We start from the raw sequence: 20,872 nt of genomic DNA on the forward strand, positions 1-20,872 counted from the left end.
TTGACTAAAGTCAAAGAACCATGAGGCAAAAGTCAGCGTCGGTGTCCGCGGCGCAGGTGAGGACCCTGCGGCGCTTCAACCGGTACTTCACCCGCCGGATCGGCGTGCTCGACGATCACTACCTCGGGCAGGACCGGCCGCTCGGTGAGGCCCGGCTGCTCTTCGAGATCGGGGCGGGGGCGTCACTGAAGGAGCTCAGAACCCGGCTCGGGCTGGATGCCGGGTATCTGAGCCGGATGGTGCGCGCGCTTGAGAGGCAGGAACTCGTGCGGGTCACCGTGCACCCGGCGGACAGCAGGCTGCGACTCGCGGAGCTCACGGAGACCGGGCGGGCGGAGCTCGCGGAGCAGAACAGACGGGCCGACGGGCTGGCCGAGGGCCTGCTCCGCGGGCTGAGCGCGGAGCAGCGCGGGCGGCTGACCGAGGCGGTCGCGGTGGCCGAGCGGCTGCTGCGGCTGGCCGCCGTCGAGGTCAGGGCCGTGGACGCCGTGTCGGCGGACGCACGCGCCTGCCTGGCCGGGTTCGCCGCCGAACTCGACGAGCGGTTCCCGGAGGGATACGACACGGCGGACCTCGTACCACCCGAGGAGATCGCCGTCCTCCTCGTCGCGTACGAGGAGGAGCGTGCCGTCGGCTGCGGGGCGCTGTGCGCGCTCGACGCCGGGACGGCCGAGATCCGGCACCTCTGGATCCATCCGGACGCCCGGGGACTCGGCCTCGGGCGCCGGCTGCTGACCGACCTGGAGCGCACGGCCGCGGGGCGCGGGCATCACGTCGTACGCCTCGACACGCACGCGGTCCTCACGGAGGCCGCGGCGATGTACCGCACGAGCGGGTACGCCGAGATTCCCGCGTACGACGACAACCCGCACGCCGGGTACTGGTTCGAGAAGCGGCTGCGCGGCTGACCCGGGCCGCCGGGCGGTCGGCCCGACCCCCTACTCGGCCGAGCGCACCGCCTCCGCCTCCTTCGCCATCTGCACGGCCTGGAGGAGCGAGAGCCCCGGTGCCTCCCGGCGCAGCGCCTTGATCGCGTGGACGGAGTCGTACGAGTCCGTGATCCCGGCCGCCTCCATCCGCTCCCGCACCCAGCGGGCCCGCAGACCGGCGTCCGGAGTCGCGGCGGCCCGCTCGACGAGCGCCGCCGCCCGTTCCAGCCCGGGCCGCTCCTCCGGTGAGGCTTCCTCGAGCGCACGGCGAACGGCCGCGGCGATGACGTCGGCGTCCCGCAGGACGAGGACGTGAAGGTCTTGTTCCCTGGATCGTCCGAACATGGAGCCATGCTCGACGGGCGTCTCCCCGCGGAGCAAGGCAGTTGAGCAGTTTCTGAGCCGACGGCCCAGCCGTCCGCCCCGGCCTCACCGACCGGCTGATCCCTGTGCCACGGCAGTTCCGACTGGTTGCTCGACGCGACGGTGCACGCGCGCGTTCCTCGATCTGGCCGCACTCGTCGTCGGGGACGGAACGCACTGATCCCCGGGCGGGCGCCCGGGGATCAGCGGCAGAACGGTGTTCGGACGGCGAACGGTGCTCAGATGAGGCCGAGGGCGCGGACCGCCTCGCGCTCCTCCTCCAGCTCCTTCACCGACGCGTCGATGCGGGCGCGGGAGAACTCGTTGATGTCCAGACCCTGGACGATCTCGTACGACCCGTCCTTCGTGGTGACGGGGAAGGAGGAGATGAGGCCCTCCGGGACACCGTACGAACCGTCGGACGGGATGCCCATGGAGGTCCAGTTGCCGTCCGCCGTGCCGTTGACCCAGGTGTGGACGTGGTCGATGGCGGCGTTCGCGGCCGAGGCGGCGGAGGAGGCGCCACGGGCCTCGATGATGGCCGCGCCGCGCTTGGCGACGGTGGGGATGAACTCCTCGGCCAGCCACTTCTCGTCGTTCACGGTCTCGGCGGCGTTCTTGCCGGCGACCGTGGCGTGGAAGATGTCGGGGTACTGGGTGGCGGAGTGGTTGCCCCAGATGGTGAGGCGCTGGATGTCCGCGACCGTCGAACCCGTCTTCTTCGCGAGCTGCGTGAGCGCGCGGTTGTGGTCCAGGCGCGTCATCGCCGTGAAGCGCTCCGCCGGTACGTCCGGGGCGGCGGCCTGGGCGATGAGGGCGTTGGTGTTGGCCGGGTTGCCGACGACCAGGATCTTGACGTCGTCCGCGGCGTTGTCGTTGATGGCCTTGCCCTGGGGCTTGAAGATGCCGCCGTTGGCCTCGAGGAGGTCACCGCGCTCCATGCCCTTGGTACGGGGGCGGGCGCCGACGAGCAGACCGACGTTCGTGCCGTCGAAGGCGACGTTCGGGTCGTCGGTGATGTCGATGCCCTGAAGGAGCGGGAAGGCGCAGTCGTCGAGCTCCATGGCGGTGCCCTCGGCGGCCTTCAGCGCCGGCGTGATCTCCAGGAGACGCAGCTTGACCGGCACGTCCGCGCCGAGCAGCTGGCCGGAGGCGATGCGGAAGAGCAGGGCGTAACCGATCTGGCCGGCCGCGCCGGTGACGGTGACGTTCACGGGAGTGCGGGTCATGGCGTTCTCCGTATGACAGCTGTCGGTGGGGCGTCCCTGCCCCGGGGTACGGAATCCCCGCCCGTCGCCGCGATGATCGATCACCGGTACCGATGATCGATCTCTTGGCGTCAAGAGAGATCCAGCGGTCAGGCTATCGCGCATCCGGGATCCCGGACGGCCGGGTCCGATGTGGCCCACCCCACAAGGCCGGGCCCTGGCCACGATCCCGCCTCGTCGGGTCAGAAAATGGCGGCCGTCGATCCGGGAGAGAGGGCCGACGGCCGCCAGGTGGGGGTGCCGGTCGGCGGGCTGTACGCCCTGCCGGACAACGCCGGACTCCCGTGGGGGTACGGTCCGCCTGCCCCGACAGGAGCCGGCCATTCCTGTTACGGCCGAATTCCTGCGGGCGGCCGCCCGATGGCCGGGGCGGGCCCGCCCCGGCGGATCGGAGCCGGGCTCGGACGGCACGCTCGGGCGGGTGGGCTCGAAAAGCCGGCAGACGGCTCGGACCGGCGGGTACGCGCGGGCCTTCGTGGACCGGTCACGCGGTCCGCACGCCCTCGGAAGGAAAGCAGGCGCCCGGCTCGGAGGAGCCGGGCGCCCGACACAGGGACCGCGTTCAGCGGAGACCCCCCATGGCTACTTCGTGCACCCCTCCTGGGCCCCCTGGATCGTGGCGCAGGCCTTGGCCTGGGTGGCGTTCTTCACCGCGACCATCGGGGTGTAGGCGTCGGTGTCCGTGTCGACCTCGGCGGTCTGGGCGGCAGCCGAGCCCGCCGAGATCCGGACCGTGTCACCGGGGCCGGCCGCCGTGATGCGGGCCCAGGCGGCGCCGCACGTCTCGCTGTAGCGGACCTCGACCTGGGCGGTGCCGACGACGGCCTTCTCGACGGTCTGCGCCAGCGTCCCGCCGCAGCCCATCTCCTCCGGGTCCTTGCCCGCGCAGTCCGCCCCGCTGCACTCCACACCGGCCGGCAGTTCCTTGCTCACTGTCGGGCTCGGCGTCGGCCTGGCCTCGTTCTTGTCCTTGCCGTCCCCGCCGGAGTTCGTGAGGAACACGGCCGCGGCTATCACCACGAGCGCGCCCACGACCCCCGCGAGGAACATGGTGAGCCGGCGCTTGCGCCGCTGCCCGTCGGGCGAACCGCCCGACTGCGGCCGCGCGTCCTGAGGCGGACCCCCGGCCGGACCGGAAGGACCCGCGGAACCGGACGGCCCGAAGGCTCCCGACGGTCCGCGGCCGGAGGCACCGGCGCCCGAGGGCCCTGCGGCCCCGGACGATCCCGGAGGTGTGGCGACGACTCCCCACCCGCCACTACGCACACCCGTACCGGCACCCGAGCCCGCGTCGCCGCCGGCACCGGCCCCGTAGGGCGACCTGCGCTCGTCGCCCTGCACCGGGCTCTGCGGCGGCACCGTGGGCGCCACGCCCGCGGGGCCCGCCACACCCGGCGTGGGCGCGGCCGTCGTGCTCCCCCCGGCGCGCGCCTGCTTGCCGTTCCGTCCCCCCTTGGCGGGAGTCGGTCCGAACTCTCCGAGCGCGGCGCGCGCCTGGGAGATCCGGATCGCCTCCATGGTCATGTCGTGGCGTGCCTCCGAGCGGCTCCAGGCCCGCTCGGCCAGCTCCCACATCGTCGTCAGATGGACGGGATTGGTCCCGGTCACCTCGGCCAACGCCACGATCGCGCCCTTGGGCGCGAGCAGCCGGCCGTTCAGATACCGCTCCCAGGACGTCTTGCTGTATCCGGTGCGGTCGGCCACGGCGGCGATACTCAGTCCGCCGCGGTCGACCAGTCGGCGCAGCTGACTGGCGAACTCCCTGACCTGCGGATCGAGTTCATCCGGCAAGGCCCTCCAACGAGGCATTGCTACCCCCCTCTTTCCCCCGTACGTGCTGGCTTTTCCCGCGCGTGAAGCCCTCTGCCGAGTCCCCGCTCTGGCTACCCACAGGGATGCGACCAGGCAGGATCTCAGTTCCCGGGATGGGGGCGCACGGGAGCATTCGGGCCTGTGGGCATGCACCGTCGCATGCCCCTCGGTCTGCGGTCCAGTGTCCCACCGACTTCCCCGCCCGGCCGACGAGATCTCCCGGCCCGCGCACGGGACGTCCCGGAGAGTCCCGTTTGCCCACGTTATCCGCGGTGTCGGGGGTGATCACCGTACATCCCCGAACTTGTCAACACATCGACACGCAGGGAACACATGTGCCATCTCACGCGTCACTCTCGGCCTGCCGGTTCCCGGGGGCGCGTGCGGCATGACACACGCCCCGCAGCGCGCGCCGGTTCGTGCGGGACGCACCGGAACCGTCACCTCCGTGCCACAGGGAACTGACAGGTATTGAACCGCTGTCGGCACTTCCGTGACCCTGGGTTCCAGGCGGCGCCCGCCCTCGCTCGGGGGAGAGGACGGGCGCCGCTCTCATGGACCGGGCCGCTGCCGGGCACCTGCCGTGCGCCCGCCGCTAGGTCCTGATCGTGAAGTGGAGCGTGTCGTCCAGGAACGGGAGCTCCAGCCAGGGGTTGGGCTGCGCCATCATCGCGAGGAGCGCGATCGTGACACCGAGGACGCCGTACGTGACGAGGTCCGTGAACCGCGAGCGGACGGCGAGCATGCCCACGTCGGGCAGCATCCAGCGCATCGCGGCGCCCACGAGCAGGGCGACGCCGACCAGCAGGGTGCCGACCTTGAACTGGTCGAGCGCGGTCAGCAGCAGACCGAGTCCGACCAGGCCGGTGACCGCCAGGATCGGCCACTGACGTGCGGGCGCGGGTGCGTCACGGGGGGCCGCCCTGCCGCCGCCCTCGGGCCGCGCGGTGTCCCGCGTGAAGAGCGGGAAGCGCCGCGTGACACGCCGGGGCTCCCCGTCGGGGCCGGGCGCGCTGACGGCGTCGCGGACGGTGAGCTCCCCGTCCTGCACGAGGGGCTCGGCAGAATCCTCGGCTCCGGCCTCCGGCTCCGGGTCCGACTCCTCCCTTTCCGGCTGGACGGCGCCGGGCTCCGAGTCACTCGTACGTGCGGTGCCGCCCTCGCCCCGGACCTCACTCGCCACGGACGTCTCGTTCGCGCCGGAAGCGGCGCCTTCACGTGAAGCCTCGCTCCCGCCGGAAGCCGTGCCCTCGTCCGCAGCCTCGCCCTCGGTCGAGGTCGAAGCCGAGGCCGCCCGGCGTGCCGGGGTCTCCGGCCCGTGCTCAGCCGGCACTGCGTTCCGCCGCCTCGACCACGTTGACGAGAAGCTGGGCGCGGGTCATCGGGCCCACTCCGCCAGGGTTGGGCGAGATCCACGCGGCGACCTCGGCCACGCCGGGGTGCACGTCGCCGACGATCTTGCCCTCGGCGCTGCGGGAGACACCGACGTCGAGGACGGCCGCCCCCGGCTTCACGTCCTCCGGGCGGATCAGGTGCGCGGAGCCCGCCGCGGCGACGATGATGTCGGCCCGGCGCAGGTGCGAGGCCAGGTCACGCGTACCGGTGTGGCACTGCGTCACCGTCGCGTTCTCCGAGCGCCGCGTGAGCAGCAGCGGCATCGGCCGGCCGATCGTGACACCACGGCCGACGACCACGACCTCCGCGCCCTTGATCTCCACGCCGTACTGACGCAGGAGGGTGAGGACGCCGTTCGGAGTGCAGGGCAGCGGGGCCGGCTCATTCAGGACGAGGCGGCCGAGGTTCATCGGGTGGAGCCCGTCCGCGTCCTTGTCCGGGTCCATCAGTTCGAGGATGCGGTTCTCGTCGATGCCCTTGGGAAGCGGCAGCTGGACGATGTAACCGGTGCAGGACGGGTCCTCGTTGAGTTCACGGACGACCGCCTCGATCTCCTCCTGCGTGGCGGTCGAGGGCAGTTCGCGCTGGATGGAGGCGATGCCCACCTGCGCGCAGTCGCGGTGCTTGCCCGCGACGTACTTCTGGCTGCCGGGATCGTCGCCCACCAGGACGGTGCCGAGGCCGGGCGTGATGCCCTTCTCCCTCAGGGCCGCCACGCGGACGGTCAGATCGGACTTGATCGCGGCTGCGGTGGCCTTGCCATCGAGAATCTGGGCGGTCATGTGCCCATCCTCGCGGATGACGGGGTCCCGGTTCCAATCCGGCCCCCCGCGGCCTCCTCCCGACGCCCCGCCCCGGCTCTCCGTGCCGCTTCGGCCCTGATCGGCGATGTTGCACTTGCACAACACACGCGGTATCCGGCTGGACAAATAAGTGGGGCGTTAAGGACGATGAACACACAGTGCCGCGGACAGTACCGGGGGGACGAACCGCATCTGTTGAACTTTCCTCCGAAATGTGCCGCGTCGTCCCCGCACTTACGCAACGACGGAGGAAAGACGCCATGAGTTTCGGCGATCCGAACAACCCCTACGGTCCGCCGCCGCAGGGTCAGCAGCCCGGCTATCCGCCCCAGCCGCCCCAGGGCCAGCCGGGCTACGGCTACCCGCAGGGCGCCCCGCCGCAGCAGCCCGGCTACGGCTACCCGCAGCAGCCGGCGTACCCCGGCTACCCGGGCGGGAACCACATGCCGGTGGAGATGCCGGGTCTGATGAAGACCGCGCGCGTCCTGCTGTTCATCCTGTCCGGATTCCAGATCCTGTTCGGCATCTTCACGGGCATCGCCGTCGGCGCCGCCCAGGACTTGTCGAATGGCGTCGGCAGCGGTGACGCGACCGACGGCCTCGCCGGGCTGGGCTTCGCCTTCGCGGCGTTCCTGGTGGGCGTGGGCGCCCTGTCGATCTTCCTGGGCGTCAAGTTCAAGAACGGCGGCAGCGGCATCCGCGTCACGACGATCGTGTACGCGTCGCTGATGATCCTCGGCGGTCTCGTCAACACCGTTCAGGGCGGGGGCGGCTCGGTCACGTTCGGAGGCCTCATCTCACTCGCCATGGCCGGCATCATCCTCGCCTCGATGGTGAACGGCGCGGCCACCGCCTGGTTCAACCGCCCCCGGTACTGACCTCGGGCAACGGCGCGTTCGCGCCGCTCACGCCATGGGCCGTGTTTCACCCCGCCGAGGGGGACACGGCCCTGCCGCGTTTCCGTACCCCCGACCCCGTGACCGGGTACGGCGGCCGGCCCGGGCCCGACCCGTGGCGCCGCCGCGACATGTACCCGGCAAGTCCCCTTGCGCCGGCCTCCGTTGCCGTACGTCCGAGACACCTGCGGGACGCACGAGGCCGCGATAGCCTCATGCCAACTGGGGTGGCCGAACAGCAGTTTGGGAAACACGGCTGCGAATGAAGAGCGCATCGGGGGACCCGTGTCGGACGAGCAGCGCACGCCACCGCAGTCTCCTGTGCCCGGTGACACCCCGCTGAAGCGGCTTGGCGCCACCCCGCTGGGATCGGCGGACCCGGGAGTCATCGGTCCGTACACACCGCTGGGACGGCTCGGCAGCGGCGGGATGGGCCGGGTCTATCTGGCGCGTCCCGTCGACGGCGGCTCCGGGCTCGCCGCGGTCAAGGTGATCAGACCCGAGTACGCGGAGGACCCCGACTTCCGGCGGCGGTTCGAGCGCGAGGCCACCATGCACACCCGGGTCGGCACACCGTACGCGCCGGAACTGCTGGACGCCGGGTTCCAGGACGAGCTGCTGTGGATGGCCACCGAGTACTTACCCGGGCTCAGCCTCACGGACGCGGTGCGCGAGTGCGGCGTACTCGAACCGGCCGGACTGTGGCGCCTCGTGGCGGAGCTCGGCCGGGCCCTGTCCGTGCTGGACGCGACCGGGATCGTGCACCGGGACCTCAAGCCGTCCAACGTGATCCTGTCCGGACAGGGCGCACACGTGATCGACTTCGGCATCTCGCAGGCCCTCGACAGCAGCTCTATCACCACGACCGGCAACCGTGTCGGTACTCCCGCCTTCATGGCCCCCGAGTACCTGAGGGAGGGTCGTTGCGACAGCGCCTCGGACGTCTTCTCGCTCGCGGGCACGCTGATCTACGCCGCCACGGGAACCGCGCCGTTCGGCAACGGCACGGGCGTGGACGTCATGCACCGCGTCGCGTTCGAGGAACCCAAGCCCGAACTCATGGAGAAGCTCGCCGCGGCGGACGCCTCGGTGGCCGAGTTGCTCTCCGCATGCCTGGCCAAGAACCCCGCCGGGCGACCCACCCCGCACCAACTGGTCGAGGCGACCGCGGCACACCCTCGTACACCGTCGTGGCAGGAACCGCTGGAGTCCCGGCTGCTCGCGCGGCGCCAGGCCTGCGACGCACTGCGGCACGCCTCCGCCGGGCAGAGCGTCCACGTCCACACGCCCGCGCGGCGGGTGGACCCGCCCGCCCCGGGTCCGGCCCTCGGGCCGCCCGCCCCGGGCACGCACGATTCACCGATGCCACCGGGCCGGTACGCTCCGCCGGCGGTCGCCGTACCCGACGGTCCGCCCGCGCTCGCGGACGGTCGTCCACCGGCCGCCAAACCCGGCATCCCGGCCGCCGGACGCGACAGAAAGAAGGCGTACTTCGCCGTCGTCGCGGGTCTCGCCGTGTGCGCCGTCGCCGTGAGCGCCTTTCTGCTCACCCGTCCGCCCTCCGACCGGGCAGCCTCCCCGTCGCCGACGGCCACCGGGACCACCGCCGCCGATGAAGGGGCGCGGGTTCCGCTGCCCGGTTCGGCCGACGGAACCTCCGCCTCTCCCCGCGGCGAGAAGGACGAGGCCGAGAAGAAGGACGCGGAGCAGGCGACCGAGGCGAAAGGTTCCGGCGGGTCCGCGTCCGGGGCCGCCGGTGGCACAGGTGACGCCGGGGGCACGCCCACGGACGCGGCGACCACGGAGTCCGGCGGCGGCAGCGGCGGCACCACTGCGAGCCCTTCCCCGGCCGACACCACCGCCGGGACGGCCACACCGGCCTGGATCTCCGAGTGCACGTACTACTCCGGCAGCGAGCTCACGCGCCGCGGTGACGAGAACGAGCGGGTGACGCAGGTGCAGTGCATGCTCACCCGGCGCGGCTACAGCACCGGGGCCGCCGGGGTGGACGGCCGGTACGGCAAGGACACGGTGAGCGCGGTCAAGGCGTTCCAGCGCGACAAGGGACTGTCCCCCGACGGCAAGGTCGGCTCCGACACCTGGACGGCGTTGCGCAGTTCGACATGACGGCGGCACGAGAAAGCCCGGCCGTGCGCGGAAACGCACCGGCCGGGCTTCCTCAGGCGGGCAGTCGAGCGGTCGAGCGGACGGGTCTCAGTGGAAGAAGTGCCGCGTCCCCGTGAAGTACATGGTGACGCCGGCCTTCTTGGCCGCCTCGACCACCAGTTCGTCGCGGACCGAACCGCCGGGCTGGACCACGGCCTTGACGCCGGCCGCGGTCAGGATCTCCAGGCCGTCGGGGAACGGGAAGAAGGCGTCCGAGGCGGCGAACGAGCCCCGGGCCCGCTCGGCGCCCGCGCGCTCGACCGCGAGCTTGGCGGAGTCGACGCGGTTGACCTGGCCCATGCCGACGCCGACGGACGCCCCGTCCTTGGCGAGGAGGATCGCGTTGGACTTGACGGCCCGGCAGGCCCGCCACGCGAAGGCCAGCTCGTCCAGCTCGCCCGGGGAGAGGGGATCGCCGGTCGCCAGGGTCCAGGAGGACGGGTTGTCGCCGTCGGCCTGGAGCCGGTCGGCTGCCTGGAGGAGCCGGCCGCCGTCGATCTGCTTGACCTCGACCTGCGCGGCCGGACCCTGGTGGGCGCGCAGGACGCGGATGTTCTTCTTCTTGGTGAGGGCCTCCAGCGCGCCGTCCTCGTACTCGGGCGCGACGATGACCTCGGTGAAGATCTCGGCGACCTGCTCGGCCATCTCCTTCGACACGGGCCGGTTCACGGCGATCACACCGCCGAACGCGGAGAGCGGGTCGCAGGCGTGCGCCTTGCGGTGCGCCTCGGCGACGTTCGCGCCGATCGCGATGCCGCACGGGTTGGCGTGCTTGATGATCGCGACGCACGGGTCGTCGTGGTCGTACGCGGCACGGCGCGCGGCGTCCGTGTCCGTGAAGTTGTTGTACGACATCTCCTTGCCGTGCAGCTGCTCGGCGTCGGCCAGACCGCCCGTCCCGTCCACGTACAGGGCGGCGCCCTGGTGCGGGTTCTCGCCGTAGCGCAGGGTGTTGCGCTTCTCGAAGGTCGCACCGATGAAGTCGGGGAAGCCCGACTCGTCGGCGGGCGCGTACGAGCTCGCGAACCAGGAGGCCACGGCCACGTCGTACGCGGCGGTGTGCTGGAACGCCTCGGCCGCCAGGCGCTTACGGGCGTGCAGGTCGAAACCGCCGTCACGGACGGCTGCCAGCACGTCGGCGTACCGCTCGGGGCTGGTGACCACGGAGACGGACGGGTGGTTCTTGGCGGCGGCGCGGACCATCGAGGGGCCGCCGATGTCGATCTGCTCGACGCACTCGTCGGGGGTGGCGCCCGAGGCGACGGTCTCCCGGAACGGGTAGAGGTTCACGACGACCAGCTGGAACGGCTCGACGCCCAGCTCACCGAGCTGCTCCCGGTGGGACTCCAGCCGCAGGTCGGCGAGGATGCCGGCGTGCACGCGCGGGTGCAGCGTCTTGACCCGGCCGTCCAGGCACTCGGGGAAGCCGGTGAGCTCCTCGACCTTGGTGACCGGGACCCCGGCGGCGGCGATCCGCGCGGCGGTGGAGCCGGTGGAGACCAGCTCGACACCCGCCGCGTGCAGGCCGCGGGCGAGCTCTTCGAGCCCGGTCTTGTCGTAGACGCTGACGAGCGCGCGCCGGATGACCCGCTTGGTGCTCTCGGCCGTGCCTGTGCTCTCGGCGGTCACTGGATAACTACCTTTCGTCCCTCAATGCGATAGCCGTTGCGGGCGAGCCGCCCCACGACATCGACGAGCAGCCTTCGCTCGACTTCCTTGATGCGCTCATGGAGAGCGGAACCATCGTCTTCGTAGTCCTCGTTCCGGACCTCGACCACGCCCTGGGCGATGATCGGGCCGGTGTCGACACCGTCGTCGACGAAGTGGACGGTGCACCCGGTGACCTTCGCGCCGTAGGCGAGGGCGTCGCGGACGCCGTGCGCGCCCGGGAAACTGGGCAGCAGCGCGGGGTGGGTGTTCACGAACCGGCCGCCGAAGCGGGCCAGGAACTCCTTGCCGACGATCTTCATGAACCCGGCGGAGACGACGAGATCCGGCGCGTACGCGGCGGTGGCCTCGGCCAGTGCCGCGTCCCACTCGTCACGGGTCGCGTAGTCCTTCACCCGGTGGACGAAGGTCGGCAGTCCGGCGCGCTCGGCTCGCTCCAGGCCCGCGATGCCGTCGCGGTCCGCGCCGACAGCGACGATCTCGGCTCCGTAGGCGGCCGCCCCCTGCGACGCGACCGCGTCGAGGAGTGCCTGCAGATTCGTACCTGATCCGGAGACCAGCACGACGAGGCGCTTGGCCTTGGCCACGGCGGGGCCCTTTCTCGGGGAGTGCCTTTGTATGGTCGTACGAATGCTTCGCGCCCTCGGATACGGGGAAGTCTACGAAGCGGCCGACCGGCAGCAACGATACCGGCACACCGGGCGGCCCCCACGGGACGGGGGCGCGGCCGGAAGGTAGCGTCTGGGAAGGATCCGCCCGGGGAAGACAGTCCGCGCAGGGGAACGCCTTATGCGTACGGGACGTTGACCAGGGACGGGTACGAACGCCCGGGCGCGAGCCCGGACGCGTAGCCAGCTCTGTGGACACGTTGCCCGCCGAACACCACCAAGGGGAAGACGCACACCTGATGCCGGACCGAAGTCTCCGACGCCCTCCGATCCTGCTGCGCGAGCGGCGCCCCTCTCCCACTCCGCCGCGGGAGAGCGACGACGTACCCGAGGGCGGCCAGGACTCGACAGGCGGCCAGGGCTCCACAGGTGGCCAGGGCTCCGGCGCGCCGGCCTCCGGGCAGCGGCCCGAGCCGTCCCGGACGCCGGAAACCCCCGCGGACGACAACCCCTTCGCCCCGCCCCCGGAGGGCACCCCCGACCGGCCGTGGCAGCCCCGGCGGCCCGCCGGCGGCCAGGGCCAGGACGGCCAGGGCGACGACAACTCCCCCTGGGGCAGCCAGTGGAGCGACCGGCAGCCGGGGCCCGCTCAGGGCGGTCGTTTCGGTGACCGGCCAGGTCCCGGCTCCCCGGGCGGCTCCGGCGGCGGCCAGGGCGGTCCGGAGGGGTCCGGCGGCCCGGGAGGCGGTACCCGCTGGGACCCGACCGACCCCGCGCAGCGGCGTGCCAGATTCGCGCTGCTGTCCGGCATGTGGGCGTTCTTCTTCGCTCTCTTCAGCTGGCCCTACATGGCCCTGCTGCTCGGCGCGCTGGCCCTCTACTGGGCGATCAGCGCCCTGCGTGCCAAGCCGCGCTCGTCGGACCCGGACACCCCGGCAGCCGCGGCCAAGGGGTCGAAACCCCAGACCACCGCGGCGATCAGCGGCCTCGTCACCGCGTCCCTGGCGCTCGCCCTGGTCGCGGCGACGTTCACGGCACAGCTCGTGTACCGCGACTACTACACGTGCGTGAACGACTCCCTCACCAACACGGCGGAGAAGTCCTGCGACAAGCTGCTCCCGGATGCGCTCCAGAAGTTCTTGGGTACGCGCGACTGACGGGCGGCACCGCCGCCCGCCCCGCTGGGGCCGGACCCCGCCCCCAGCGGGCAGCGTCCAGCCGATGAGCGGCGCATCCGCGTGCGCCGCCGCTGAGCCGTCGGTGAGGACGGGCACGTGCGCGTGGCCGCCGTTTCCCGCCGGACCGGACCGCGGCCGATCCGTCAGTCCGGGGGATCGACCCGGTCGACGGGGGTGGACGCCCGCTTCAGCGCGGCCCAGCGGGCCTCGCGCGAGACGTCGTCGTGCCAGAGGGCCCCGTAGGAGTCGGCTGGTGGCAGGAAGTCGTACGGCTCGAAGTCGGGATCGGAGATCGTACGACTGTCGGCGGGCGCGCCGGGTGCCCCCTGCGGTCGCCTCCCGGGCCGGAACCGTGCGAACCAGGAGGTCCGAGGAGCCGTCCCCGGCTCGGGGACGAGGGGCGGCACGGGGCCGGCCACCGCTCCCCCGGCCTTGAGGGACACCCGGGACGAAACCGGCGCCGAGGCCGGGGCCTCACCGACCTCGGACTCACGGAACGAAGGCTCCGGGGCCGGGGTCTCACGGACCGCGGGTGGAGGGAACTGAAGCTCCGAGGACGCGCGCTCGTACGCCGAGGGCTCAGGGAACGAAAGGTCCGGGGCCGGGGTCGGGGCCTCATGCTCCGGAGGGCTCAAGGGGGCGGACGGGCCGGGGGCCGACGGCAGCGAAGAGTCGTGGGCCAGTGGACCCACCGGTACCGACAGGCCCGACAGGCCCGACGAAACTGCCGCGCCCGACGAGGCCGAAGGACCGTGGGCCGAAGGACCGTGGGCCGAAGGACCGTGGGCCGAAGGACCGTGGGCCGAAGGACCGTGGGCCGAAGGACCGTGGGCCGAAGGACCGTGGGCCGAAGGACCGTGGGCCGAAGGACCGTGGGCCGAAGGACCGTGGGCCGAAGGACCGTGGGCCGAAGGACCGTGGGCCGAAGCGGCCGCAGACCACGGCGCCGGGGACTCATGGACCAGGAACTCGTGGATCGACTGCTCCCGGGCCGACCGCTCGTGGAGCGCTGCCCCCTCGGAGGCCGGCCCCTCGGCCGACCGTGCATCGGCTCGTTCACGCCGAGCCCGGAGTCCCCGTACGCCCATTCCCCGTACGCCGGATCCCCGTGCGCCGAGCCCTCGAAGCCCGGACGGCCGGCCCCAGGGAGTCCGGGTGCCGAGCGCGCGTGCCTCGGAGGCACCTGTGCGGGGCGCACGCGTCCGTGGCTCGCGCAGGCGCCAGGCCCGCAGGACCAGGGCCGTCGGCAGTCCCGCCGCCGCGATCCAGCCCGCCGCGGCCGGTCCCGTCTGCCACCAGACGGGGCCGAAGTCGGCGAGCGCGGCCACCCCGAGGGGCCCGCCCGCCAGGGTGGCCAGCACGGCGAGGGCCAGGCCGCACAGCACCGCAGCGAGCGTCACGGTCCCGGCGGTCCGGCCACGCGACCAGGCCGCGGCACGCCGGGCGGCCGCCGGAGCGGCATCCGCTCCCCCGGCCGCCGGACCCGTACCCGCCCCGCCCGCGCTCTTGCGCCCCGGCACCCCGGCCCTGACGGTGAACCAGGCGACCACCACCCCGGCCACCAGGGGCACGGCCCCGACCGCCCAGTTCACCGGTGTTCCGGGTCCGGCGTCCGGAACAGCCGCCAGCAGGGGAAAGGCGGGCAGCTGCGAGCCGGGGGACGACAGCAACGGCCCTGCCGCATGCCCCGCCCCGAGCGTGAAGCCGGGGCCGAGTGCGTAGGCGGCCCCCCACACCGCCGCGTTCGGGACGAGGGCCAGCGCCAGCAGCAGCACCGCGAACCGGCCCGACCAGCTCTCCGTCAGCTGGAGGAACGACTGCCGCGCCGGGCCTCCGTGCCAGGCCAGCGAGGCGCCGACGAGTACCGCGCCGCCGCCCACGAGTACCGCGGCGCCGGCGGTCGCGGCGCGCGCGGCGGCCGGGAACCGGAGTCCCGCGGCGAAGGGAAGGGCGTCGAGAGCCCCACGCAGGGACGGCGGCAGAGGCCCGAGCGGTCGCCCGTACGCCGTCCACACGCCCGCCCCCGCGGCCGTCACCGCGAGCAGGGGCGGCCACACGGCGACGGACACCCACGAGGGACCGGGCTCACCGCCCGAGGCGTACACCGCGGCGGCCGCGCCGACCGTCAGGTAGCCCACCACGACCCCACCCCATGCCGCCCGGACGGCGGGCGGCGCGGACCCGTCGTCGCCGTCGGCCACGTCGCGTGCCGCGCGGTACAGGAGCCATGCGGGCAGTGCGACCAGGAGCAGCGGCGTCACACCGATGGGTGCGGGTACTCCGGACAGCGTGTCCGCGCGGACGAGTTCGGTGCCGTGGGCGAGCAGCCACAGCGCGGCGGCGACGTGCAGCGCCCCGTCGGGGCCACTGTCCGGATAGGGCGAACTGATCCACAGGACCGTCACGAGGACGGCGAACGCGCCCAGTCCCAGCCCCGCCGCGAGCGCGCCGCCCACCAGGCCGGCGGCCAGGGCGGGCGACCGCTTGCGCAACCGGGCGAGCGGAGGCGGCAACGACGGGCTGCGGTCCGGGCTGCGGTCGGTCATCTGGGTCACGCCCGCCATGCTCCCAACGACACGCGCTTTCCCGTCGTAACAGGCGAAGCTCGGATGTGTCGCCCAATATACGTTTTATGTACTTTTACGTCCGAAGGGGCGCCCGGTGACGAAGACCGCTGCCCCTGCTCCGGCCTCCACCACGGCGCCGATCCTGACGCCCGCTCAGGCGTTCGATGCCCTTTACGCGTTCGCCGCCCCCTCCCTCGTACGGCAGGCGTATCTGCTCACCGGGCGGCGTGAGCTGGCGCGGGAGTCGGTGGAGCGGGCCTTCCAACTGGCGTGGCAGCGCTGGCCCGAGGTCGCGGTGGACCGGGATCCGGCCGGCTGGGTGCGTGCGGCGGCGTACGAGTACGCGATGTCCCCCTGGCGCCGGCTACGGCTTCGCCACCGTGCCCCGGAGTCGCCGCCCGTCGCCCTGGACGACCGCCGGCTGCTGTCCGTGCTGCTGAGTCTGCCGCCCGCGTACCGGCGCACCCTTCTCCTCCACGACGGGCTCGGGCTCGGGCTGCCGGAGACCGCGGCCGAGACCGAGGCGAGCACGCCCGCGGCGGCGAACCGGCTGCTGTACGCGCGCACGACCGTCGCCGCGCGCCTCCCGGAACTGGCGGAGCGGGAGGAACTGCGGCGGCGGCTCACGGAGCTCGGCGGCACGGACCGGCTGCGTGCCGCCGCGAAGCCCGTCGTCGTGCGCTCGGGCAGTGAGCGCCGGGCCCGCCGGTGGACCCGCGCGGCCATCGCCTTCACGGTCCTGATCATCGGCTCCACCGCGTTCACGCTCCGTACGGCCCCGGACCACTACGAGGCCCCGCTGGCGCCGGCCTCGGCGGTACCCGGGGTTCCGCCGCGCTCCGGCCCCGGCCCCCTCTCGGGGAAGGACGTCGAGCTGCGCGCCAGGCTCCGCGCGATGTGGGGGAAGGGCCCGGAGAGGCTGCTGCCGCAGCTCCGCTGAGGGCGCCGGACACGCGGACGGGCCCGCACCCCTGGTGGGGGTGCGGGCCCGTCCGCGGACGCCGGCCGGTGAACCGGGCGGCGGGGCCGCGCAGGTACCGGATCAGTGCATGACCACTCGGCGAACCGGTCGACGAGTCGGTCGGTGAATCAGCCGGTGAATCAGCCGGCGAGGATGGCGCGCGCCAGCTTGGCCGTCTCGGTCGGCGTCTTGCCGACCTTGACGCCGGCGGCCTCGAGGGCCTCCTTCTTCGCGGCGGCCGTGCCGGAGGAGCCGGACACGATGGCGCCGGCGTGGCCCATGGTCTTGCCCTCGGGCGCGGTGAAGCCCGCGACGTAGCCGACGACCGGCTTGGTCACGTTCTTCGCGATGTAGTCCGCCGCACGCTCCTCGGCGTCGCCGCCGATCTCACCGATCATGACGATCAGGTCGGTGTCGGGGTCGGCCTCGAACGCGGCGAGCGCGTCGATGTGCGTCGTACCGATGACCGGGTCGCCACCGATGCCGACGGCCGACGAGAAGCCGATGTCACGGAGCTCGTACATCATCTGGTACGTCAGCGTGCCGGACTTCGAGACCAGGCCGATGCGGCCCGGCTTCGTGATGTCGCCCGGGATGATGCCGGCGTTGGACTGGCCCGGGGTGATGAGACCGGGGCAGTTCGGGCCGATGATGCGGGTCTTGTTGCCCTTCGACTTCGCGTACGCCCAGAAGGCGGCGGAGTCGTGGACGGCGATGCCCTCGGTGATGACGACCGCGAGGGGGATCTCGGCGTCGATGGCCTCGACGACCGCGGCCTTGGAGAAGGCCGGCGGCACGAAGAGGACGGACACGTTGGCGCCCGTCTTCTCCATCGCCTCGGCGACCGTGCCGAAGACGGGGATGTCGGTGCCGTCGAAGTCGACCGACGTGCCGGCCTTGCGCGGGTTCACACCGCCGACGATGTTCGTGCCGTCGGCGAGCATGAGCTTGGTGTGCTTCATGCCCGTGGCACCGGTCATGCCCTGGACGATGACCTTGCTGTCCTTGTTGAGGAAGATAGCCATGGCTGTGGTTTTCCCTCGTCCCTTACTTCGCGGCCGCGAGCTCGGCGGCCTTGTCGGCCGCGCCGTCCATGGTGTCCACGCGCTGCACCAGCGGGTGGTTGGCGTCGGAGAGGATCTTGCGACCCAGCTCGGCGTTGTTGCCGTCGAGACGGACGACGAGGGGCTTGGTGACTTCCTCGCCCTTGTCCGCGAGCAGCTGCAGCGCCTGGACGATGCCGTTGGCGACCTCGTCACAGGCGGTGATGCCACCGAAGACGTTGACGAACACGGACTTGACGTCCGGGTCGCCGAGGATGATCTCCAGGCCGTTCGCCATGACCGCGGCGGAGGCGCCACCGCCGATGTCGAGGAAGTTCGCCGGCTTCACGCCGCCGTGGTTCTCACCGGCGTACGCGACGACGTCGAGGGTGCTCATGACGAGACCCGCGCCGTTGCCGATGATGCCGACCTCACCGTCGAGCTTGACGTAGTTGAGGTTCTTCTCCTTGGCGGCGGCCTCCAGCGGGTTGGCCGACTCCTTGTCCTCGAGCGCCGCGTGGTCCGCCTGACGGAACTCGGCGTTCTCGTCCAGGGAGACCTTGCCGTCCAGCGCCAGGATGCGGCCATCCTTGGTTTTCACCAGCGGGTTGACCTCGACGAGGAGCGCGTCCTCGGCGACGAAGGTGTCCCACAGGGTCACCATGGCCTCGGCGACACCCTCGGCCACGTCGGCCGGGAACTTCGCCTGGGCCACGATCTCGCGGGCCTTCTCGATGTTCACGCCCTCGACGGCGTTGACCGGGACCTTCGCGAGGGCTTCGGGGGTCTTCTCCGCGACCTCCTCGATGTCCATGCCGCCCTGTACGGACGCCATGGCGAGGAAGGTGCGGTTCGTGCGGTCGAGGAGGTACGAGACGTAGTACTCCGCCTCGATCTCGGGAGACAGCTCGGCGATCATCACCTTGTGGACCGTGTGGCCCTTGATGTCCATCCCGAGGATGTCCGTCGCGCGGGCGACGGCCTCGTCCGCGTCCGCCGCCAGCTTCACGCCGCCGGCCTTGCCGCGGCCACCGACCTTCACCTGGGCCTTGACGACGGACTTGCCGCCGAGGCGATCGGTCGCGGCGCGCGCGGCCTCAGGCGTGTCGATGACTTCACCGGCCAGCACCGGTACTCCGTGCTTGGCGAAGAGGTCCCTCGCCTGGTACTCGAACAGGTCCACGCGCGTCCGTCCCTATCAGGTAATTCGCGGTTCGTTGTCTGCGTGGGCGTGCCGCGAGGGCAACGTGACTGCGCGGTCACAAGGAGGGCGTGAGCACGATGGCCGGCACGCGGCATGTCCGCCTCGCAGGTTATCCCCGCTCACCGTGGGGTCGTAAATCGCAGATCACACCTGGGCGGTGATTACGGTCACAGATTGCCGGTGTAAAGGACCTCACCAGGCTGGGGTTTGCCTGGTGAGGTCCCTTGAACAGCCCCTGACAGTGACCTGAGGGGGCGTCGGGCGAACGGTCCCCACCCCAATGAGGACCGCTCCGCCCTGACCGCGGGGTTTCAGTCGCACGGACCGACGGATTTCGGCCGTACGGGGCCTGCGCCCTGCGGGGTCGGAGGGTGCCGTACGGCCGGCCGTCAGGCTCGGTCGTACGACGGGCGTCGTCGGACGCCATGGGTGGAGCCGCCCAGGAGGGGCGGCAGACGGCTAGGAGGGGCGACAAGCGACACGGGAGGGGCGGCAGGCGGCTCCGGAGGGAGCGACGGAGTCGGCACCGCCCCGGCCCTCGCCGACCGCGTCACCGGTCGGCGGCCCCGCGAAGGACTCGGCGATTTCGGCCGGATCCTGCGCCTGGACCCGGCTGTCCGGGCTCCCGTCCGCCTGGCCCGGGCTGAGCCCGGATGCGGAGCCTGAGCTTGAGCCCGGGTCCGGAGCCTGAACCCGGGTCCACAGCCTGAGCCGGGTCCGGAGCTTCGTCCTGCTCCCGGGGAGGCGGGCTCGGGCTTGGGCTGAGTCCAGATTCGGGCTTGGACAGGGCTCGAGCTCGGTCCGGGTCCGGTTCGGGGTCGGGCCTGACGAGCGTGTCCTGAGGTCCACGAGGCGTCCGGGCCGGGCCGGCAGGCCCGCTCCGCCTCCGCGGGGCAGGTCTCAGCCGGGGAGGTCCTCCTCAGCCTGGAGACGCCGGGACGTCCCGGAACCGGTCCCGGGTCCCGGACGCGGTGACGTCCGTGGTGGGGCCGGGCGCCAGTATCGGCCTGACCCCCTCATGCGACCCGGTGACCTGCGCGTCACCGTGCCGCGACGATCCCTTGTCGGCCGCGCAGTGGCGCCCCAGCGCATCCGTGGGCGTGGGGTCTCCATCGGGCAGCCGGTGCGCGGGCGTCTGCGGGACCTGCGCGTCGTGGGCGTCGTGGGCGTCGGCATCCTGACGCACCTCCGTGACGGTGACCGCCGCCGCGGAGCCGCCGAGGAGCCGCGGCCCGTACGCCCACCCCGTCTCGCCCCGCGCCTTCGTCTCAGCGCTCTCGTGCTTCTCCGCCGCCCGGCCCGGCTGTCGCGGCGCCGAACCGGCCGGCGAGCTCTGCCCCGGGACCGCGGGCACACCGGGGAGCCCCGGCGACTCCGGCAACCCCGGTGTCCCCGGAACCCCTGGAGTGCCGGGCAACGTGGGCGGCGGAGGCACGGGCGGCCACCACTGCGGCGGGGCGGGCTGCTCGGCGATCCCGCCGGTCATGCGGTCCACGAGGTCTTCGACCGGCCGCACCACGTGCTCGGCCGCCGGCCGTACGACCCGCTCGGTGACCGGCCGTACGACCCGCTGAACCTCGTCGGTGTTCGGGAGCCCGGCGTCCGGGAGCTGTCCGTGCGCGGGCTTGGCGTCCAGGAGCTCGGCGTTCGAGGGCCTGTCGGCAGGGAGCTTGCCGCTCAAGGCCATGGCGGTCGGGGACGTGACCGTCGAGGGCTTGGAGTCCAGGACCACCGACCGGAGCAGCCCCACAGTCGTCGAGCCCTGCGCGACACCGTCCGCGGCGCGTGCCTGCTCCCCGCAGACAAGCCCCAGCACGAACAACCCGCCCACCAGCAGTGCCACGTGCAGCGCACGCCGCCCCGCCGCCGTACGCGTCACGCGCGGAGCGGCACCGGGAAGTGCGGCGGACACGGCCACGGCGGGGAGAGCCTCCCGTGCGGAGGGACGAGCGGGCGAGCGGGCGAGAGCGGTGGAACGAAAGAGTGAAGCCAAGAGCTGGTGCAGAGGTGA

At 72.6% G+C, this 20,872-nt stretch carries 15 protein-coding genes and 1 pseudogene; 5 read left to right on the forward strand and 11 right to left on the reverse strand.

Annotated elements, in window-relative coordinates; all coding sequences use genetic code 11:
* Nucleotides 1-20 precede the first annotated feature (20 nt).
* A complete protein-coding gene (locus O1Q96_RS40020; protein WP_269252772.1) occupies nucleotides 21-908 on the forward strand; it encodes a GNAT family N-acetyltransferase in 888 nt (295 codons plus the stop codon).
* Nucleotides 909-938: 30 nt separating this feature from the next.
* Here the strand turns inward: O1Q96_RS40020 and O1Q96_RS40025 are convergent, their stop codons facing one another.
* From O1Q96_RS40025 to O1Q96_RS40045, 5 genes are all read right to left on the reverse strand, one after another.
* Nucleotides 939-1,274 carry a hypothetical protein gene (locus O1Q96_RS40025; RefSeq protein WP_269252773.1) on the reverse strand — a complete coding sequence of 112 codons (336 nt, stop codon included), beginning with the start codon at nucleotides 1,272-1,274 and terminating at the stop codon, nucleotides 939-941.
* A gap of 257 nt (nucleotides 1,275-1,531) precedes the next feature.
* Nucleotides 1,532-2,521, reverse strand: coding sequence for a malate dehydrogenase (locus tag O1Q96_RS40030; RefSeq protein ID WP_269252774.1), 990 nt, complete (start codon nucleotides 2,519-2,521; stop codon nucleotides 1,532-1,534).
* A gap of 621 nt (nucleotides 2,522-3,142) precedes the next feature.
* Nucleotides 3,143-4,369: a helix-turn-helix domain-containing protein gene (locus O1Q96_RS40035; RefSeq protein ID WP_269252775.1), complete on the reverse strand. Its 1,227-nt coding sequence runs from the start codon at nucleotides 4,367-4,369 to the stop codon at nucleotides 3,143-3,145.
* A 598-nt stretch (nucleotides 4,370-4,967) separates the two neighbouring features.
* Nucleotides 4,968-5,555, reverse strand: a complete 588-nt coding sequence (locus O1Q96_RS40040) for a DUF3017 domain-containing protein (protein ID WP_269252776.1) — start codon at nucleotides 5,553-5,555, stop codon at nucleotides 4,968-4,970.
* A gap of 139 nt (nucleotides 5,556-5,694) precedes the next feature.
* Entirely contained in the window at nucleotides 5,695-6,549 is an 855-nt protein-coding gene (locus O1Q96_RS40045; protein WP_269252777.1) for a bifunctional methylenetetrahydrofolate dehydrogenase/methenyltetrahydrofolate cyclohydrolase, read from the reverse strand.
* 281 nt (nucleotides 6,550-6,830) lie between these two features.
* Here O1Q96_RS40045 and O1Q96_RS40050 point away from each other — a divergent pair, with 281 nt between their 5' ends.
* Both O1Q96_RS40050 and O1Q96_RS40055 read left to right on the forward strand, forming a co-directional pair.
* On the forward strand, nucleotides 6,831-7,448 hold the full coding sequence (locus O1Q96_RS40050) for a hypothetical protein (RefSeq protein WP_269252778.1): 618 nt from the start codon (nucleotides 6,831-6,833) through the stop codon (nucleotides 7,446-7,448).
* Nucleotides 7,449-7,751: 303 nt separating this feature from the next.
* The gene (locus O1Q96_RS40055) at nucleotides 7,752-9,593 is read left to right on the forward strand and encodes a protein kinase domain-containing protein (RefSeq protein ID WP_269252779.1); all 1,842 of its coding nucleotides are present in this window, start codon (nucleotides 7,752-7,754) and stop codon (nucleotides 9,591-9,593) included.
* A gap of 87 nt (nucleotides 9,594-9,680) precedes the next feature.
* Here O1Q96_RS40055 and purH read toward each other — a convergent pair whose 3' ends face one another.
* Together purH and purN are read right to left on the reverse strand one after the other, a co-directional pair.
* Nucleotides 9,681-11,261, reverse strand: a complete 1,581-nt coding sequence (purH, locus tag O1Q96_RS40060) for a bifunctional phosphoribosylaminoimidazolecarboxamide formyltransferase/IMP cyclohydrolase (protein WP_269252780.1) — start codon at nucleotides 11,259-11,261, stop codon at nucleotides 9,681-9,683.
* The gene (gene purN / locus O1Q96_RS40065) at nucleotides 11,258-11,887 is read right to left on the reverse strand and encodes a phosphoribosylglycinamide formyltransferase (RefSeq protein WP_269252781.1); all 630 of its coding nucleotides are present in this window, start codon (nucleotides 11,885-11,887) and stop codon (nucleotides 11,258-11,260) included. Before purN ends, purH begins: the two co-directional genes overlap by 4 nt.
* A gap of 320 nt (nucleotides 11,888-12,207) precedes the next feature.
* Between purN and O1Q96_RS40070 the strand changes: the two genes are divergently transcribed.
* Nucleotides 12,208-13,065 carry a hypothetical protein gene (locus O1Q96_RS40070; RefSeq protein ID WP_269252782.1) on the forward strand — a complete coding sequence of 286 codons (858 nt, stop codon included), beginning with the start codon at nucleotides 12,208-12,210 and terminating at the stop codon, nucleotides 13,063-13,065.
* 1,184 nt (nucleotides 13,066-14,249) lie between these two features.
* Here O1Q96_RS40070 and O1Q96_RS40075 read toward each other — a convergent pair.
* Nucleotides 14,250-15,650, reverse strand: a pseudogene (locus O1Q96_RS40075) (cell division protein PerM); the annotation flags it as partial.
* A gap of 97 nt (nucleotides 15,651-15,747) precedes the next feature.
* Here O1Q96_RS40075 and O1Q96_RS40080 point away from each other — a divergent pair.
* Nucleotides 15,748-16,593, forward strand: coding sequence for a SigE family RNA polymerase sigma factor (locus O1Q96_RS40080; RefSeq protein ID WP_269252783.1), 846 nt, complete (start codon nucleotides 15,748-15,750; stop codon nucleotides 16,591-16,593).
* 161 nt (nucleotides 16,594-16,754) lie between these two features.
* On the opposite strand, the gene sucD is transcribed toward O1Q96_RS40080, so the two are convergent.
* The 3 genes from sucD to O1Q96_RS40095 all read right to left on the reverse strand — a co-directional run bounded on the left by sucD (nucleotide 16,755) and on the right by O1Q96_RS40095 (nucleotide 20,740).
* The gene (sucD, locus tag O1Q96_RS40085; protein WP_269252784.1) at nucleotides 16,755-17,639 is read right to left on the reverse strand and encodes a succinate--CoA ligase subunit alpha; all 885 of its coding nucleotides are present in this window, start codon (nucleotides 17,637-17,639) and stop codon (nucleotides 16,755-16,757) included.
* A gap of 22 nt (nucleotides 17,640-17,661) precedes the next feature.
* Nucleotides 17,662-18,840, reverse strand: coding sequence for an ADP-forming succinate--CoA ligase subunit beta (gene sucC, locus O1Q96_RS40090; protein ID WP_269252785.1), 1,179 nt, complete (start codon nucleotides 18,838-18,840; stop codon nucleotides 17,662-17,664).
* Nucleotides 18,841-19,780: 940 nt separating this feature from the next.
* A complete protein-coding gene (locus O1Q96_RS40095) occupies nucleotides 19,781-20,740 on the reverse strand; it encodes a hypothetical protein (protein ID WP_269252786.1) in 960 nt (319 codons plus the stop codon).
* Between the last annotated feature and the right edge of the window lie 132 nt (nucleotides 20,741-20,872).

This window comes from Streptomyces aurantiacus (assembly GCF_027107535.1).
Classification (GTDB): Bacteria; Actinomycetota; Actinomycetes; order Streptomycetales; family Streptomycetaceae; genus Streptomyces.